The following is a 16,862-nucleotide window of genomic DNA, read 5'->3' as shown; positions in this document are numbered from 1 at the left end:
CATCACCATCTTTATACTCAACTTTACCTATTTTAACTCCATTGATAGTAAAATCATCACTTGTAACTCCAGCCTTTATAGGACCAGCACCAGTAGTTTCCACTAAGAAATTTGCTCTAACACCAGTTATATCAGCTACCCTATTAATCTCTTCAGCTAAAGCACCCATACCAGTACCTACTGAAGATGAAATAACTACAGGTTGGAATTTAAAATCATCAATACCATTGTAGTTTTTAATAGTAAGTTGAGCTACACCACTAGTATGAGACATAGATCCTGTTTCAAATCTAGTAACACCGATTTTACTTGACTGGGTTGCACCTATGCTAGCTTGGATGGTTTGATTTGACTGAGCACCGATTTGAAATTCTTGATTAGTAAAACCACCACTTAAAAGTTGCTTACCGTTAAAAGAGGTTGTATTTGCGATATTATCAAGTTCTTCCATCAAACGGTTAATATCAGCTTGAAGCATGTTTCTTGTTTTAGTGCTTTGCCCATCTTGAGCAGCTTGAGTTGCTTTTACTTTGATAGTATCTAAGATTTTAAGTTGCTCATCCATAGCTTTATCAGCTGTTTGTAAAATACCTAAAGCATCATTACCATTGTTAATAGCTTGACCTAAAGTTGCAGCTTGAGATCTTAAGCTATCTGCAATAGCCATCCCAGAAGCATCATCTGCTGCAGAGTTGATTCTAAGACCTGAGCTAAGTCTAGACAAAGAGCTATCCAACGCTCTTGAGTTTAAATTTGCATTGTTTTGAGCATTTAAAGATGCCACGTTAGTATTTATACGAAATCCCATTTTAAATCCTTTTAAATAAATTCAACCGCTTCCATGCCGTTGTTTAGACTATATCGAAAATAAAGAAAAAAATTTTATACTTTTAAAATATTTTATTTGTAACTTAATTTAGATTATTCATTTAAAAATTCATCTAAGCAAAAAATTTAACTTTTTTTTATACACTTTTACTAATTTTAATCCTCACAAGGAAAATAATGAAAAATTTAATCATAGTAGAATCACCTGCTAAAGCTAAAACCATAGGTAATTTTCTAGGTAAAGACTATGAAGTAATAGCCTCTAAAGGCCACATTAGAGATCTACCTAAAACTAGCTTTGGTATAAAAATAGAAGATGAAAATTTTAAACCTGAATATAGAATTTCAAATGATCATTCAAGCTTAGTAAAAGAACTCAAAGAAAAGGCTAAAAAAGCTAAAACAATCTACCTTGCAACCGATGAGGATCGTGAGGGTGAAGCCATAGCTTATCATATAGCCAAGGCTATTAATAAAGATGAAAATTCCCTGCCACGCATAGTTTTTCATGAGATCACTAAAATTGCCATAGAAAATGCTTTAAAAAACCCAAGATCTTTAAATATAAATAGCGTCAACGCTCAACAAACTAGACGCTTGCTTGATCGTATCGTAGGCTACAAACTTAGCCCCTTACTCAATCAAAAAATTCAAAAAGGCTTAAGCGCAGGGCGTGTACAAAGCGCGGCTTTAAAAATCATTGTCGATAGAGAAAGAGAAATCAAAGCTTTTGTTCCTTTAAAATACTTTAGTATAGATATGATTTTTGAAAAAGACTTACAAGCTGAACTAGTTGAGTTTCAAAATCAAAAGATAGAAAAACTAAGTCTAACTAATGAAGATAGAGCTAAGCTTATCTTTGAAGCTTGCAAAAATGCTAACTTTAAAATAAAAGACATAGAAAGCAAAGATAGAAAAATAGCCCCACAAGCACCTTTTATGACCTCAACTTTGCAACAAAGTGCAAGCAATCGCCTAGGTTTTAACCCTAAAAAAACCATGATGATAGCTCAAAAACTTTATGAGGGCGTAAAAACTCATCAAGGCATTATGGGTGTGATCACTTATATGAGAACTGATAGCTTAAATATCGCAAAAGAAGCCTTAGAAGAAGTAAGAAAGCTCATTAAAAGTGATTTTGGTAAAGAGTACTTGCCAAGCAAAGCAAATATTTACACCACTAAAAGCAAAGGTGCCCAAGAAGCACATGAAGCTATAAGACCAACTAATCTTAGTTTTACTCCAAAACTTGCAAGTGAGTTTTTAGAAAAAGATGAAGCAAGATTATATACTTTAATTTACAATCGCTTCCTAGCTTCACAAATGAATCCTGCTATATCTCAAACTCAAAATGTCTATGCAAAATCAAATGAAGCAAGTTTTAAAATAAGTGGTAGAAAAATTTTATTTGATGGGCATTATAAAGTATATGGAGATATGGATAAAGATAAAATTTTACCTAATTTAAAACTAGAAGATACACTAAATATTCAAAATATAGAATTAAACTCACATTTTACCGAACCACCTTCAAGATATTCTGAAGCTGGGCTTGTTAAAAAGTTAGAAAATCTTGGTATAGGACGCCCTTCTACTTATGCTCCAACCATCTCTTTACTTAGTGCAAGAGAATATGTGCATATAGATAAAAAACAAATCATACCTAATGAAATAGCCTTTGTCGTAACAGAGGTTTTAGAACAAAACTTTAGTGATATAGTAGATAGTGATTTTACTTCTAAAATGGAAGATAAACTTGACACCATTGCAGAAGGCAAAATGGACTGGCAAGAAGTTTTAAGAGAGTTTTATTTTCCTTTTATGAGAAAAATCGATGAGGGTAAAAAAAATATAAAAAGTCAAAAAACTTTTACAAAACTAGATGAAGCCTGCCCTGATTGTGGTGGAGAGCTTGCTATAAGAAAAGGAAGATATGGAGAATTTATAGCTTGTTTAAATTTTCCAAAATGTAAATACTCAAGAAATTTAAAACAAGAAACACAAAATGAAGAAAAAAGTGAAAAAAAACTCAATACCATAGGCGTAAAATGCCCAAGCTGTCAAGAAGGCGAGATCGTGGAGCGTTTTTCTAAGCGTGGTAAATTTTATGGTTGTAGTGCTTATCCAAAATGCAACTATATAAGCAAATACAAACCAAGCGAAGAAAAATGTAGCGAATGTGGCGAAACTTTGATTTTCAAAGAGCTTAAAAAAGGCACATTTTTAGAGTGCTTAAAATGCAAAATCAAAAAGGAAATCTAATGCAAATCATGCTTTGTGCTATATCTAATATAGCAAGTGGAGGGTGTGGGGAGGACTGTAAATACTGCACTCAAAGCGCTCATGTGAAAACTAATATCAACAAATACAAAAGAAAAGATATAGACCAAATTGTTTTAGAAGCTAAAATGGCTAAGAAAAATGAGGCTTTGGGTTTTTGTTTAGTCACGGCAGGAGCTGGACTTGATGATGAAAAACTTGAGTATGTATGCAAAGTAGCTCATGCAGTGCAAAAAGAAGTAGAAGGACTTTTACTCATAGCTTGCAATGGCATAGCAAATTTAGAACAACTCAAAGAATTAAAAAAAGCAGGAATTTTTTCTTATAATCATAATCTAGAAACTTCTAAAGAATTTTTTCCAAACATTTGTTCTACGCATACTTGGGAGCAAAGATTTCAAACTAATCTTTATGCTAAAGAAGCAGGTTTGATGCTTTGTTGTGGTGGAATTTATGGTCTTGGAGAAAGCGAAGCTGATAGAAAAAGTTTTAGAGCAAGTTTAAAAGAGCTTGATCCTTTTTCTTCGCCTATTAATTTTTTCATACCAAATGAAAACTTAAAACTTAAACAAGCTTTGCTTGATCCTGATGAGGCATTAAATATCATCAAAGATACTAAAAAAGACTTACTAAATGCACATATCATGGTAGCAGGTGGTAGAGAAGTAGTGCTAAAAGAAAGACAATATGAAATTTTTAACGCAGGAGCTAGTGCTATAGTAGTGGGCGATTATCTTACAACTAAAGGCGAAGAACCTAGCAAAGACATACAAAAACTAAAACAAATGGGATTTAGCTTTGCTAGCTCATGCCATTGATGCTCAAGCTGCTACGGATTTAAAAATTTTATTAGTCGTAGCAGGGTGTTTGCTAACTTCACCTTATATTGCTAAATTTTTAAAACTCCCACTTTCAGCCACTGAAATCATGCTTGGTTCTTTTATAGGATTTTTGGGTTTCATAGGAGAAAGTGAGAATTTTAAGCTTTTAGCTAATGCGGGATTTTATTATCTTATGTTTATTGCGGGTATGGAGATTAATCTTAAAACCTTTTTAAATACTGAAAGAAGCTTACTTAATAAAGCTTTTATCTACATCATACTTTTATATGCTTTTAGTGTTTTAGCGGTTGAAAGTATAGATATTTCTTATATTTTTGTCATTATTATACCTGTTATGAGTGTGGGTTTACTCTCAACGCTTTATAGAGACTTTGGCAAAAACCGTGAGTGGCTTAATGTATCTATGGTAGTAGCCACTTTAGCTGAAGTTGTAAGCATAGTTTTGCTTACCATAGCTGCGGCATTTTTGGGAAAAGGAGCTGATCTTTTCTCACTCACTCAAAATTTATTATATTTAGTAGGATTTTTGGCACTTTGTATTTTTGGATTTAAATTTTTAGAAGTGCTTTTTTGGTGGTATCCACAGCTTAAAACCATACTCATGCCTTGGCAAGATCAAAATGAAAAAGATATAAGATTTTGTATGGCAATTTTCATAGCCATAGTTGCAATTATGATTTATTTTAAACTTGAAGTTGCACTTGGAGCTTTTATAGCGGGTTCATTTATAGCTACTTTTTTTGATCATAAAAAAGATCTAGAACATAAACTTTCTAGCTTTGGTTATGGATTTTTAATCCCTATATTTTTCATATATATAGGCTCAAGTTTTAAACTTCAAATGCTTTTAAACCCTCAAGTTTTACTCATAGCTTTTTCGCTAACTGCCTTTATGATAGGACTAAGAATACTTTGTGCTATGACTTTTGTAAAAATACTTGGTTTAAAAAACACCTTTTTATTTGGCCTAAGCCATTCTATGCCACTAACCTTACTCATCGCAATAGCTACGCTTTCTTATCAAACTAATATAATCACTCAAGATATATACTCAGGATTAGTACTTACTGCTTTACTTGAAGCAATTTTGGCTATTAGCTTAATTAAATTTATCAATAATCTTAGTAGAAAATAATTCTACTAAGTATTTATATAAAACTGCTATACTTTTTTTATGAAAAATTTAGACACACTTTTAGAATTAGCCTTAAAAGCAGGCAAGGAAGCCTCTAAAGTATTGCTTGAATATAAAGACAAAAATACCTTATGGCTTAAAGATGATGATTCTCCGGTAGGTTTAGCTGATATAAAATCTAATGAAGCTATTAGTGAAATTTTGGCTTCAAGCGATATAGCTATATGCTCTGAAGAAAATATACTTTCTTATGAAGAAAGAAAAAATTTAGAGTATTTTTGGCTAATAGATCCTCTTGATGGCACTAAATCTTATGCTAAAAAAGACAAAGAATATTGTGTTTTAATCGCATTAATCCATAAAAACACTCCTGTACTTTCGCTTATAGGCGATGTGGAAAATAATGCATTTTATTATGCACATACTCATACTAAAGTTTATAAAAATAATGAAATTTTAAATCTTAACTTAGAGCAGTACGAAAAGGTTGAAAATATAGCCCTTTACTCTAAAAATCATGATAACAATGAAGATTTTTTTATTCAAAATCATCTTGAAGGCATTAAGGTTTCATCTGCTTTAAAGTTTGTATATTTACTTGAAGCAAAAGCTGGAATTTATCCGCGTTTTGGTGGCCCAAAAGCTTGGGATATAGCTGCGGGAGATTTTTTAGTCAAACAAAATGGTGGAATTTTATATGATTTTGACAAAAAGGCTTTAGATTATAATAGTCCTGATTTTAAACTTCCAAGTTTTATAGCTTTTGCTAAGAATGAATTTAAATTAAAAGGTTTTTAGTGAGATTTTTTTTAGTGTTTTTTTGTTTTTTAAGTGCTATTTATGCTAACTCTTTTGCGAATAAAAAAATCGTCAAATTACAAAATAATGATGATTTTAATATCATCAATCTTGAACAAAATATAAATTATGATAAACTCTCACACATTAACACCTTAGCTTTAGTGCCAAGCTATGAAAAAGAATATAATTTTTATTTTTCAAACTTAAAAATCGATGCTAAAACCATGGCAAAAGATACGCTAAAAGCATTAAGTACTATTTTAAATGAGCAAAATAATTTTGCCTTACTTAATCAAAAAGAAAATCAAACTTACATCAATAGCCAAAATATCTTGCAAAAAAATAAAAATTTCATCAATGCAAGTGAGTTTTTAGAATTTAATCGTTTTAAAAAGGCTGATTTTATTATTTTGCTAGATTTAAAAAGCATTCAAGCAAGCCAACAAAATTTCTTGCTTTTTTCCAATTTTGAAGTCAAAGCCGACATAGAATACAAACTTTTTAATGCCAAAACAAAAAAACTAAAAGATCATAAAATCCTTACTATCAATACTCAATTTAGCACAAACGATAAAAACAAATCTTATCAAGAATTAGTCCAAGAAATAGCTGCAATTGTTTATGAAGATATTAAAAATACTATATAACCACCACTTCTTCTTCTAAGACAATCCCAAATTCTTCAAAAACTCTTTTTTTGGCAAGCTCTATCAAAAACATAACATCATCAAAACTAGCGTGTTTTTTATTAATTAAAAAATTTGCATGTTCATTACTAAACATCGCATCATTTTTACTAAAACCTTTAAGATTAACTGCTTCTATCAACCTTCCTGCATGATCGTTTTTGGGATTTTTAAAAATAGAGCCAAAGCTAGCACCTTTGGGTTGATTTTTTCTTGCATTTTTTAAAAGTTCATCTTTAACTGGGTCAAATCCATATTCTAAAAAAAACTTCGCGCTAAACATTACTTCTTTAATAGGGTTAAACCTATAAGCAAAAGCGATATTTTGTTTTAAAATTTCTTGATTAAAAGTGCAAATACTGATTAAGTTTTTACTAATATCCTCATCTTTTAATCCTGCATTCATTTTTAAAATACCGCCCAAAGTTCCTGGGATATTTCTTAAAAACTCAAAGCCTTTTAAGTTGTTTTCTTTAGCAAAATGATACATTTTAAAAGATTTCACGCTAGAGCCTATCTCTAAAAACATACCTTTTTCATTTTGCTCTAAAATTTTAATACAATCAAAACTTTTCCCTAAAATTCCTAGTTTTTTGGGTTTTGGAGAGATTAAAAGATTATTTGCCCCGCCTACTAAAAAACCATCAAATTCACAAGGCTCTTCAAGCACTTGCACTTCAAAGCTCCCACCTATACGCACAGAAGAATACTTAGAAAAATCAATAATCATCGAATAAAACTTGGAATTTGATTTAAAATATTAGTTGTAAAATCAATCATAGAACTTATCATCCAAGGCATTAAAAATACTATCACCACAACAACAAGTAAAATTTTTGGCACAAAAGAAAGCGTTGCTTCATTAATTTGCGTTACAGCTTGAAAAATACTTATAATAAGCCCTGCGATAAGTCCTGCTAAAAGCATAGGTAAAGAAAGCATAAGTGTGATTTTAAAAGTTTGTACACCCAAGGCTACTAAAGTACTTTCCATATTTTCTCCTTAAAATTTAAATTCTATCAAGAATTTCTAAATTCTTCATACTCACTAGGTATAAGATAATCTTTGCTTTTTATTAATTTCTCATAAAATCCATGATTAAACCCAAGTTCAAAAAGCTTATCTATGGCATTGTATTGTTTATCATTCATATTTATAGAGTTTTTATTTGCGTATAAATTTAAATACACATCAAGTTTTTGCGCATCTACGCGTATTAAATTACGCTCTAAAAGCATGGAGGCTAAGATTTTTCTATTATGTTCGGCTACTTCTACTGCTTTAATCAAATCTTTTTCAACCGCTATTGCATCATTAAGTGGTAAAGATCTTCTAAGCGCCATACCACCCAAAGGTAAAGGCAAATCATCTTTGGCTAATTCTTGCCAAATATCCCAAAGTTCAGCCTCAACACACAAACTAGAATCAAATTCTAAAATACTTTCATGTATAAGCACTCCAGCATCTACTTCACCTTCTAAAACTGCTTTTTCAATCTCTAAAAAATTCTTATAGGTTATCCTAGCTTGTGAGTATTTTATACGAAAGATTAAAGCATTAGTAGTGTGTGCCCCACTTAAAGCAACTTTAAAATTTGGCTTTAATTTTTTATCTTTTTTCTTAATAAGCTTTGGTCCATAACCCTCGCCAAAACTCACAGCAGTTTTTAACAAAGCATATTCACTAGCTATCAAAGGATAAAGCGCAAAAGATATCGCACTAACATCGTATATATTTTCTAATGCAAGCTCATTTAAAGTTTGTATATCTAAAGCTGTATTTTCATACTCATAAGCATTTCCTACCCAACCAAATTTAATCGCCATATACATAAAAATATCATCAGCATCAGGAGAGTGTGCTACGCTAATTTTTTTATTCATTTTTTTTCCTTAAAAATTTAAAAAAGTATTTTAGCAAAATTCAAAATAAAAACTTATATTAAATTTCTTTTTGATACAATTTTAAACATATTATAAAAGGATTAACAAGCATGGATGATAATAAAAGAAAATCACTTGATGCAGCCTTAAAAAGTCTTGATAAAACCTTTGGAAAAGGCACTATCTTAAGACTTGGCGATAAAGAAGTTGAAAAAATTGATTCTATTCCTACAGGTTCGGTTGGACTTGATTTGGCTTTAGGAATTGGTGGGGTTCCAAAAGGAAGAATTATAGAAATTTATGGACCTGAAAGTTCAGGTAAAACTACACTTACCTTACACATCATAGCAGAATGTCAAAAAAAAGGCGGAGTTTGTGCGTTTATTGATGCTGAACACGCTCTTGATGTAAGATATGCAAAAAATTTAGGCGTTGATACAGAAAATCTTTACATCTCTCAACCAGATTTTGGAGAACAAGCCTTAGAAATCGTTGAAACTATAGCAAGAAGTGGGGCCATTGATCTAATAGTAGTAGATAGTGTTGCTGCACTTACTCCAAAAGCAGAAATTGAAGGTGATATGGGAGATCAACATGTAGGTCTTCAAGCAAGATTAATGAGCCAAGCTTTAAGAAAATTAACCGGAATTGTCCATAAAATGAATACCACTGTAATTTTCATCAATCAAATTCGTATGAAAATAGGCATGATGGGTTATGGCACTCCTGAAACTACTACTGGCGGAAATGCTTTAAAATTTTATGCTTCAGTGCGTTTAGATGTAAGAAAAACAGCTACTTTAAAACAAAATGATGAGCCTATTGGAAACCGTGTTAAAGTAAAAGTAGCTAAAAATAAAGTAGCTCCTCCTTTTAAACAAGCTGAATTTGATGTGATGTTTGGTGAGGGTGTAAGCCGTGAAGGTGAGCTAATAGACTATGGTGTAAAACTTGATATTATTGATAAAAGTGGTGCGTGGTTTTCTTACAAGGCTTCTAAACTTGGCCAAGGTAGAGAAAATGCCAAAGCATTTTTAAAAGAAAACCCAGCTATTGCAGATGAAATCACTCAAGCCATACAAAATTCAATCGGTATAGATAGTATGATTTTGGGTGCAAAAGAAGATGATGAAGAAGGAGAGGAATAATGTTGATTATTGAAGATTTAAGAGCTTTTGAAGTTTTAGATAGTAGAGGTAATCCTACCATTAAAGCTGAAATCATGTTAAGCGATGGCAGTGTGGGTAATGCTATCGTTCCAAGTGGTGCAAGCACAGGAAAAAAAGAAGCTTTAGAATTAAGAGACAATGATGAAAGATTTGGTGGAAAAGGTGTTTTAAAAGCCATTGAAAACATCAATGGTACCATAGCTGAAAACATTATAGGGCTTGATGCTTTTAATCAAACCCAACTAGATAATACTCTTTTAGAGCTTGATGGGACAAAAAATTATTCCAACCTAGGAGCAAATGCAACTTTAGGAATTTCTATGGCAACAGCACGCGCTGCTGCTAATGCACTAGGTGTACCTTTATATCGTTACTTAGGTGGAGCAAATGCAAGTGTATTACCTGTGCCAATGTGTAATATCATCAATGGCGGTGCGCACGCAAACAATAGCGTAGATTTTCAAGAATTTATGATCATGCCTTTTGGTTTTTCAAGCTTTAAAGAAGGATTGAGATCAGTTTGTGAAATTTATGCAGTATTGAAAAAAGAATTAGCCAGCTTAGGCCACTCTACTGCTTTAGGTGATGAGGGCGGTTTTGCACCAAATTTAGCAAACAATACAGAACCTCTTGATCTTTTAATGACTTGTATTAAAAAAGCAGGCTATGAAAATAAAATCAAACTAGCGCTAGATGTAGCAAGTAGTGAGCTTTACAAAGATGGTAAATACCATTTAGAGGGTAAAGTTTTCTCAAGTGAAGACTTAATTGCCCGCTATGAAGAATTATGCGCTAAATATCCAATTTTTAGTATTGAAGATGGTTTGGCTGAAGATGATTATGAAGGTTGGATTAAACTTACTCAAAAGCTTGGTAATAAAATTCAACTTGTGGGTGATGATTTATTTGTAACTAATGAAGATATTTTAAGAGAAGGTATCATGAAAAATATGGCAAATGCTGTATTAATCAAACCTAATCAAATCGGAACAATCACTCAAACCATGAGAACAGTAAGATTAGCTCATAGAAATAATTACAGATGTATTATGAGTCACAGAAGCGGGGAAAGTGAAGATGCTTTTATAGCTGATTTTGCAGTAGCACTTAATACAGGACAAATCAAAACAGGAGCTCTAGCAAGAGGCGAAAGAACTGCTAAATACAATCGCTTATTAGAAATTGAACTTGATAATGATGAGTACTTAGGAGATAAACTCTGAGCGATTTATTAAAAGAGTATGATGAGCATTCTAAAAAAAAGGAAGCTCATCGTCAACTCATCAAAACCATTGTATTATCATTTGTAGCTATTATTGTTGCTATGTATTTTGGTAATATGTTTTTTGGTAAATCTTCTCTAGATGTGTTACTAACACTTAAAGAAGAGCAAAAAATTTTAGAAAAAAATATAATGACTTTAAAAGCTAAAAATGCTCAAGCTCAAAAAGAATATTTGCAACTTTTAAGACTTAAGGGAGAAAATTCGCATGAGAATTAAATTTTTTATATTGTTTTTACTTTCTTGTGTATTTTTAAATGCAAAAGACAATCCTTTTGATAATAACATAGAGCAAAAAAACACCGAATTTGCAAAACTTAGTCCTTTCCAAAGGCAAGATTTTAACTTTAATTCTGATGCGAGAATTTTAAAAAATATTACCATTACTTACATTAACCTTGATGGTTCTGAAGAACAAACCACTCTGGATATATACAAAAGTATTGACTGGCATGATACCTACTCATTTATAAAAACTAAAAGTCCAAATGCCACGCCTATACTTGATGTATCTGTAACCGTACCACAAAAACAAGGAAATAAAAACTCAAAAACAGAAGAAAACAACACTACTTTAAACATAGAAACACCACTTTTTAGCGGAAATATTTATAATTTTATTTCTCTTGGCTTTTATAATAACAAAATCAATATCAAAACCCAGGATAAAATACTAAGACATCTGTCTATAGGAGATCCTACTAAAATTATTATAGATTTTGCTAAAAAACAGAATTTTAACACCAAAACACTGCAAGTTAATACAGCACAAGTTAGAAAAGTTGTATTTGGTTCACATAAAGGGTATTATCGTTTGGTAATATATCTTGATGGAAAATATAGTTATAAATATTCACATAGTGAAAACTTACATACATTTAACTATCGCTAAGAGTTTTTAAACTCTTAAGCAAATCTATGATCATAAATAATCATTTGAAATCTTTGGGCTATCATTCTAGCTCTTTCTATAATGATATTTCTTGGTTCATCTTCAAAAACTTCTTGCAAACTCTCATCAAATAAATTAAGCCAAATATCAAAAAATTCTCTTGGAAATGGAGGCAATTCATGATGAGCTCTCAAAGGTGAACCACTATAACTTGGATCAGCTAAAAACATCCCTGCCCAAAAACTTGCTATTTTTTCTTTATGTTTTTTCCAACTCTCATCATCTGTGCCGATTTTTTCATTAAAAATAGGCCCTAAATCTTTATCCACTCTAACCTTTGTATAAAAAACATCCATAAGTTTTTTTATACCCTCATGATTAATAGTTTCAAATTTCATGCTTTTCCTTAAAAATAATTTTTGCTTATTGTATTAAATTTAGAAATTAAAAATATAAACAAAAGTCAATTTTTAGTATAATTTTAAAAACAAAATTAAAGAAAAACTATGACTTATACTATTTTACCACCCAATCAATTCTTAGATGATTATGTCTTAAATGTGCAATTACATCAATTAGCAAATATCTCTAAAAATGCTTATAAATTTTGGAAAAACGTTCAAGCAGCGCGCTATCAAGACACAAGAGTGGTATTTTTACACAAAAAAAGTATTTTAAAAAAACATCAACATCTTATACAAAAATGTGAAAATTTAAGTGGCTATGTATTAGCAAGTGCTTTTTGCTCATTTACAACCCTAGCTCCATCTCATTTAGTAGAAAAAAATAATTCTCAAATTTATAAAATCTTAGATATAAAAGAAGTATGTGGGGTTAAATTTGTAAATTTAAAGGCATTTTACGATCTTTTAAAACTAGATTATAACTATAATATTTACATCGAAAAATGCCATTTTTTTAGCCCTACTCCTTTGGAAAAGCGTATTAAAATCACTGAGAGTATGTGCGTTGGGTATTACTAAGATATTTAAACATCAAAGCAGAAAAAAGTGAAATTATAGCCATAGCTAGCATATAAAATCCTAAAGAAAAACGAGCGATATTTTCTAAATTTGCTAAAGCAATAGTATGTAAAAATAAAGCAAGTTGTGGGGTAAACCCACCGGCTAATGCATAAGCTATATTATATGAAAAACTAAGTCCTGAAAATTTAATCTTAGCATCAAATACTTCACTCATCATTAAAGGGCAAAAATTCATCACTCCAGCAAAAAAACAAGCACTCAAATAATACACACTCACTGTATTAAAATCAGGTGTTTTAGTATAAAGAGCATTAAAATAAAACAAGCAAGTTAAGAAAAATCCTAATGAAAAAATCACACAAGCTTTTACTATGCCTATTTTATCAGCTAAAATTCCACTTAATATACAGCCAATTACAAGCACAAATATACCAAGCATTTGCATATAAGTTTGAATACTTGCATCAATACTTAAAATTTTTGCCATAAAAGAAGGTATGATCAAAATCATCACAACAATACAAGCAGTTAAAACCCAAGTTATTAACATAGAAAGCACTACACCTAGTTTGGCTTTTTTAAACACTTCTTTTAAAGGAAATTTTTCTAAGGCTTTGTCTTTTTTCATTTGCTCAAAAACAGGAGTTTCTCTTAAAAATTTACGCAAATAAGCAGAAATAATCCCAAAAATTCCACCCAAGAAAAATGGAATTCTCCAAGCCCACTCATAAAGCTCTTCTTGTGTAAACAGTTTATTCATCATCAAAAATACAAAACTACCAAGTAAAATTCCACCTACCACAGAAGCTGTTAAAATCCCAAGATAAGTGCGTTTTTGACCCTTTGGAGCATGCTCAAATACAAAAACCCAAGCACCAGGTAATTCCCCACCTATAGCTATGCCTTGACAAATCCTTACAAACACTAAAAATACTATACATAAATACCCTATACTTTCATAAGCAGGTATAAAAGCAAGTATAAAAGTTGGCACAACCATCAGCAAAATACTAAGCATAAACATTTTCTTACGGCCAAATTTATCACCAAAATGAGCCATAACTATACCGCCAAGCGGTCTAGCTAAATATCCCGCAGCAAAAATCCCATAAGTATTAAACATTTGCCAAAATGGGTTTAAATTTTCAGGAAAAAAATTTTTAGAAATATAACTTGCAAAAAATACAAAAATGATAAAATCATAAAATTCTAAAGTCCCTCCCAAAGAAGAAAGACCTAAAACTTTTATATCTTTTTTACTAAGATTTTTACTCACTCTTAATCCATCTCATAAGTATCATCATCACTATAATCATCATCGTATTCATAATCATCATCATCATAATTATACGATCTTTGATTATTTGCATAAGTATCATCGTCTGCTTCATTATACATTTCATCATCGTAATTTTCAAATTCTTCATCATCATAAACCATTGTAAATCCTTTAAAATTTTTTAGTAGTATTTTAATATAAAAATATACATTTTGGTATAATTTTTCAAACTTTACTTAAGGAAAAATATGAATTTAACGCATTTAGATGAAAAAAATCATCCCAAAATGGTAGATGTAAGCCAAAAAGATATCACCCAAAGAGAAGCTTGTGCAAGCGGTAAAATATATATGAGTAAAGAAGCATTTGAAGCTATTATCGAAAATAAAGCCAAAAAAGGACCTGTTTTACAAACTGCCATCACAGCAGCTATTATGGGAGCTAAGCAAACTTCAAATCTCATTCCAATGTGCCATCCTTTAATGATTTCAAAAGTACAAACTCATATAGAAGAAAACAAAGAAGAATGCTCTTTTAAACTTTTCGTAACCGTAAAATGTGAAGGAAAAACAGGAGTTGAAATGGAAAGCTTAACAGCTGTTAGCATTGGGCTTTTAACTATTTATGATATGGTTAAAGCTATTGATAAAAGCATGCAAATTACTAATATAGTTTTAGAAAGTAAAGAAGGAGGAAAAAGTGGTAAATATCTGCGATCTTAAAAAAGAACCTATTATAAACTACCCTACTTTTTGGGATTATAAAGTCGTTTTTGAAGCTGAAGTTGATGCTTTAGAAATTTTCACCCAAATACTCAATGAAAGAGAATTTAAATATAAAATCTCAAATACTAGCAAACAAGGAACATATAAAAGTTATCTTTTAAGTGTTTATGTCGATAGTAAAGATGATCGTTTAAATATTTTTAATCAATTAAAAAGTAAAGCGAAATTTGTATTATAAAAAAGGAAAAATATGAAAAATTTAGCCATAATTTTTGAAAATTCTCTCTTAGCTTGTGAAAAAAATGAAATTCCAAACTTAATTAGCGAGCTTGTTTTTAGTCTAAGTTATAAAAAAATTAGTTTTGAAAATACTAGCAATGAAGAGCTTTTTGCCATATTTTCTAAGGTATTAGAAAAACTTGAACTTATAAATGAAGAAAATATTTCTAGAATAATCCAAGGTATCATCAAAGCTAGAGTGGAAGAGGATAAAAAAGCATTTTTTGCCTATATTAATGAATATGGCAAATTAAAAGTAAAAATCGAGGAACAAAAAAACACTATTAAACATAAAATTTGTGATAATTTTTTTGATTTAGAAAAAACCTTAAAGGATTTAAATTTAAATGAATTTAATATAAGCATTAATGACGCAATACTTTATGATATAGAAATATTGGGTCTTTTAAAAGAAACTGCCGAAAGTGCTTTTATCACAACCTTAGAAAAAGGTGAAAATATAGAACTTACTTCTTGTGAGATTGCTAAAAATTTAGTCTTTAATGCAATTTGCGAGGGAAGCTTTGAAAAAGAAAGAATTTTAAAAATCTCCCAAGTGGTTTTAAATGCTGCTTTTGAACTTGCTAATGAATCAAAAGTTTTTGCTTATGATTTATGTGTTGGAAGTATTTATGGAACACAAGAAGGAATTTCTTTGGCGATTGAAAAATTTAAAGCAAGTTTTGCATATAGCGCTTTAGAACATGATTTAAAAAACAAAGAAAAAGAACTTATAGACATAGAACAAGAATTTATCCAGATACTTAAAAAAATATCATTAGAACTTAATGATCCTGTAAAAGATATACTCAAAGATTTATTAGAAAATAAATTTGACACTTTATTTGCCAAATTTAAACGCCTTATACAAGAAAATAGAGAACAAATTCTTATCAAAATCAACGAAATCAAACAAAATCCAAAAATTGATGACTTTAGTAAACTAGCGCAGAACAAACTTAATAATTTAGCTAAAGAGCTAAGTGAGCTTGAAAAACTTGCTAGTAATAAATATAGAAATTTAGATATACTTGATGCCAAAAGATTAGGCATGAGATTGTGGGAAAAAATAAAAAAATATTAATTAATAATTTAATTTTAGAAATTAAAATTTAGTAAAAATAAAATGGAAGTATTCGGTATTTAATAGTTTAAAAATAAAGCTATCTTTAGTAGCCAATTGTTTTGCAGCATTGTCTTTGATTATTCTAGGTTTTTTAAGTTTTTATTTTACTAAAACTTTTTTATGTGCAGATGAGTTAAAAAGACAAAATGATATTTTACAAGTTGCTAAAATTTCCTTAGAAACATTTAGAAGTATTAATACAAATTTAATTATAAACTTGGAAAAAAGTATTTTAGAAGAACCTTATGAAAATTTAAATTCTATGGATGCTTTAATTTCAAACATTGGACCAACGCTAAAATCTTATAGAAAAGCTTCTGGAGTATTATCAACTTTCATTGGATTAGATAATGGAGAGAACATTGTAAGTGATGAAAGTATAGTTTTTTATTTGATGAAAATGGAAAAGTTTTTGTCGCCAAAAACACTAAATTACTTGATCCTTCTATAGACCACAGTCCTGTATTAAATGCATATAAGCAAAATGGAGATTATAATTTTTTTGAATATGGATTAAAAAATCAAGAAAGATTAGGAATTTGTGCAAAAATCTCCTCGTACCTTGTCTGTAGTACAGAAAGCGCTGATATAATTAATGCTCCAATTCTAAAAACTGCATCAGCACAAGCAATAGTAGTAGCCATAATGATAACTCTAAGCATTATTATT

At 30.3% G+C, this 16,862-nt stretch carries 21 protein-coding genes; 14 read left to right on the top strand and 7 right to left on the bottom strand.

Translation table 11 applies throughout. From position 1 onward, the window contains the following. On the bottom strand, window positions 1–808 hold an 808-nt coding region (locus CAMP18498_RS07355; protein WP_337198194.1), incomplete at its 3' end, for a flagellin N-terminal helical domain-containing protein. Window positions 809–1,005: 197 nt separating this feature from the next. Between CAMP18498_RS07355 and topA the strand changes: the two genes are divergently transcribed. Genes topA through CAMP18498_RS07330 form a run of 5 tightly spaced genes read left to right on the top strand, consistent with a single transcriptional unit; the run spans window position 1,006 to window position 6,533 of the window. Further along, complete coding sequence (gene topA, locus CAMP18498_RS07350) at window positions 1,006–3,090, top strand: type I DNA topoisomerase (protein ID WP_442867733.1); 2,085 nt, start codon at window positions 1,006–1,008, stop codon at window positions 3,088–3,090. Beyond that, window positions 3,090–3,926 carry a biotin synthase gene (locus CAMP18498_RS07345; protein ID WP_337198193.1) on the top strand — a complete coding sequence of 279 codons (837 nt, stop codon included), beginning with the start codon at window positions 3,090–3,092 and terminating at the stop codon, window positions 3,924–3,926. Before topA ends, CAMP18498_RS07345 begins: the two co-directional genes overlap by 1 nt. Next, window positions 3,907–5,085 carry a cation:proton antiporter gene (locus tag CAMP18498_RS07340; RefSeq protein WP_337198192.1) on the top strand — a complete coding sequence of 393 codons (1,179 nt, stop codon included), beginning with the start codon at window positions 3,907–3,909 and terminating at the stop codon, window positions 5,083–5,085. Before CAMP18498_RS07345 ends, CAMP18498_RS07340 begins: the two co-directional genes overlap by 20 nt. A 39-nt stretch (window positions 5,086–5,124) precedes the next feature. Next, window positions 5,125–5,883 carry a 3'(2'),5'-bisphosphate nucleotidase CysQ family protein gene (locus tag CAMP18498_RS07335; RefSeq protein ID WP_337198191.1) on the top strand — a complete coding sequence of 253 codons (759 nt, stop codon included), beginning with the start codon at window positions 5,125–5,127 and terminating at the stop codon, window positions 5,881–5,883. Further along, window positions 5,883–6,533 carry a hypothetical protein gene (locus CAMP18498_RS07330; protein ID WP_337198190.1) on the top strand — a complete coding sequence of 217 codons (651 nt, stop codon included), beginning with the start codon at window positions 5,883–5,885 and terminating at the stop codon, window positions 6,531–6,533. The genes CAMP18498_RS07335 and CAMP18498_RS07330 overlap by 1 nt, the downstream gene beginning before the upstream one ends. On the opposite strand, the gene CAMP18498_RS07325 is transcribed toward CAMP18498_RS07330, so the two are convergent. Genes CAMP18498_RS07325 through CAMP18498_RS07315 form a run of 3 tightly spaced genes read right to left on the bottom strand, consistent with a single transcriptional unit; the run spans window position 6,526 to window position 8,455 of the window. Continuing rightward, entirely contained in the window at window positions 6,526–7,302 is a 777-nt protein-coding gene (locus CAMP18498_RS07325) for a UDP-N-acetylmuramate dehydrogenase (protein WP_337198189.1), read from the bottom strand. The genes CAMP18498_RS07330 and CAMP18498_RS07325 overlap by 8 nt on opposite strands. Continuing rightward, complete coding sequence (gene fliQ, locus CAMP18498_RS07320) at window positions 7,299–7,565, bottom strand: flagellar biosynthesis protein FliQ (protein ID WP_012660903.1); 267 nt, start codon at window positions 7,563–7,565, stop codon at window positions 7,299–7,301. The genes CAMP18498_RS07325 and fliQ overlap by 4 nt, the downstream gene beginning before the upstream one ends. 26 nt (window positions 7,566–7,591) lie before the next feature. After that, window positions 7,592–8,455 carry a menaquinone biosynthesis family protein gene (locus CAMP18498_RS07315; RefSeq protein ID WP_337198188.1) on the bottom strand — a complete coding sequence of 288 codons (864 nt, stop codon included), beginning with the start codon at window positions 8,453–8,455 and terminating at the stop codon, window positions 7,592–7,594. 110 nt (window positions 8,456–8,565) lie between these two features. On the opposite strand from CAMP18498_RS07315, the gene recA reads away from it, so the two are divergent. The 4 genes from recA (at window position 8,566) to CAMP18498_RS07295 (ending at window position 11,798) form a co-directional block, all read left to right on the top strand. Next, on the top strand, window positions 8,566–9,603 hold the full coding sequence (gene recA / locus CAMP18498_RS07310; RefSeq protein WP_039617275.1) for a recombinase RecA: 1,038 nt from the start codon (window positions 8,566–8,568) through the stop codon (window positions 9,601–9,603). Then, window positions 9,603–10,847: a phosphopyruvate hydratase gene (gene eno / locus CAMP18498_RS07305; protein WP_337198187.1), complete on the top strand. Its 1,245-nt coding sequence runs from the start codon at window positions 9,603–9,605 to the stop codon at window positions 10,845–10,847. Before recA ends, eno begins: the two co-directional genes overlap by 1 nt. Before the next feature lie 116 nt (window positions 10,848–10,963). Then, a complete protein-coding gene (locus CAMP18498_RS07300) occupies window positions 10,964–11,125 on the top strand; it encodes a hypothetical protein (protein ID WP_163197158.1) in 162 nt (53 codons plus the stop codon). Continuing rightward, window positions 11,115–11,798: an AMIN domain-containing protein gene (locus tag CAMP18498_RS07295; protein ID WP_337198186.1), complete on the top strand. Its 684-nt coding sequence runs from the start codon at window positions 11,115–11,117 to the stop codon at window positions 11,796–11,798. The genes CAMP18498_RS07300 and CAMP18498_RS07295 overlap by 11 nt, the downstream gene beginning before the upstream one ends. Window positions 11,799–11,812: 14 nt before the next feature. On the opposite strand, the gene CAMP18498_RS07290 is transcribed toward CAMP18498_RS07295, so the two are convergent. Beyond that, complete coding sequence (locus CAMP18498_RS07290; RefSeq protein WP_263706404.1) at window positions 11,813–12,196, bottom strand: group III truncated hemoglobin; 384 nt, start codon at window positions 12,194–12,196, stop codon at window positions 11,813–11,815. Window positions 12,197–12,304: 108 nt separating this feature from the next. Here CAMP18498_RS07290 and CAMP18498_RS07285 point away from each other — a divergent pair, with 108 nt between their 5' ends. Beyond that, window positions 12,305–12,781: a cysteine permease gene (locus CAMP18498_RS07285; RefSeq protein ID WP_337198185.1), complete on the top strand. Its 477-nt coding sequence runs from the start codon at window positions 12,305–12,307 to the stop codon at window positions 12,779–12,781. Here the strand turns inward: CAMP18498_RS07285 and CAMP18498_RS07280 are convergent. Together CAMP18498_RS07280 and CAMP18498_RS07275 are read right to left on the bottom strand one after the other, a co-directional pair. Then, window positions 12,750–14,060: an MFS transporter gene (locus CAMP18498_RS07280; protein WP_337198184.1), complete on the bottom strand. Its 1,311-nt coding sequence runs from the start codon at window positions 14,058–14,060 to the stop codon at window positions 12,750–12,752. The two genes, CAMP18498_RS07285 and CAMP18498_RS07280, sit on opposite strands and share 32 nt — an antisense overlap. A gap of 2 nt (window positions 14,061–14,062) precedes the next feature. Next, the gene (locus tag CAMP18498_RS07275) at window positions 14,063–14,224 is read right to left on the bottom strand and encodes a highly acidic protein (protein WP_337198183.1); all 162 of its coding nucleotides are present in this window, start codon (window positions 14,222–14,224) and stop codon (window positions 14,063–14,065) included. 87 nt (window positions 14,225–14,311) lie between these two features. Between CAMP18498_RS07275 and moaC the strand changes: the two genes are divergently transcribed. The 4 genes from moaC (at window position 14,312) to CAMP18498_RS07255 (ending at window position 16,644) form a co-directional block, all read left to right on the top strand. Beyond that, window positions 14,312–14,785 (top strand): cyclic pyranopterin monophosphate synthase MoaC, encoded by a 474-nt coding sequence (gene moaC, locus CAMP18498_RS07270; protein ID WP_263678027.1) that lies wholly within the window; start codon window positions 14,312–14,314, stop codon window positions 14,783–14,785. After that, complete coding sequence (locus CAMP18498_RS07265; RefSeq protein ID WP_133319952.1) at window positions 14,763–15,026, top strand: HP0495 family protein; 264 nt, start codon at window positions 14,763–14,765, stop codon at window positions 15,024–15,026. The genes moaC and CAMP18498_RS07265 overlap by 23 nt, the downstream gene beginning before the upstream one ends. Before the next feature lie 12 nt (window positions 15,027–15,038). Further along, entirely contained in the window at window positions 15,039–16,151 is a 1,113-nt protein-coding gene (locus CAMP18498_RS07260; protein ID WP_337198182.1) for a hypothetical protein, read from the top strand. A gap of 109 nt (window positions 16,152–16,260) precedes the next feature. Beyond that, on the top strand, window positions 16,261–16,644 hold the full coding sequence (locus tag CAMP18498_RS07255; RefSeq protein ID WP_337198181.1) for a hypothetical protein: 384 nt from the start codon (window positions 16,261–16,263) through the stop codon (window positions 16,642–16,644). Window positions 16,645–16,862 lie beyond the last annotated feature (218 nt).

Source organism: Campylobacter sp. W0066.2 (assembly GCF_024723515.1).
Taxonomy (GTDB): Bacteria; Campylobacterota; Campylobacteria; order Campylobacterales; family Campylobacteraceae; genus Campylobacter_D.
This window is presented reverse-complemented; position numbering and strand designations above follow the sequence as displayed.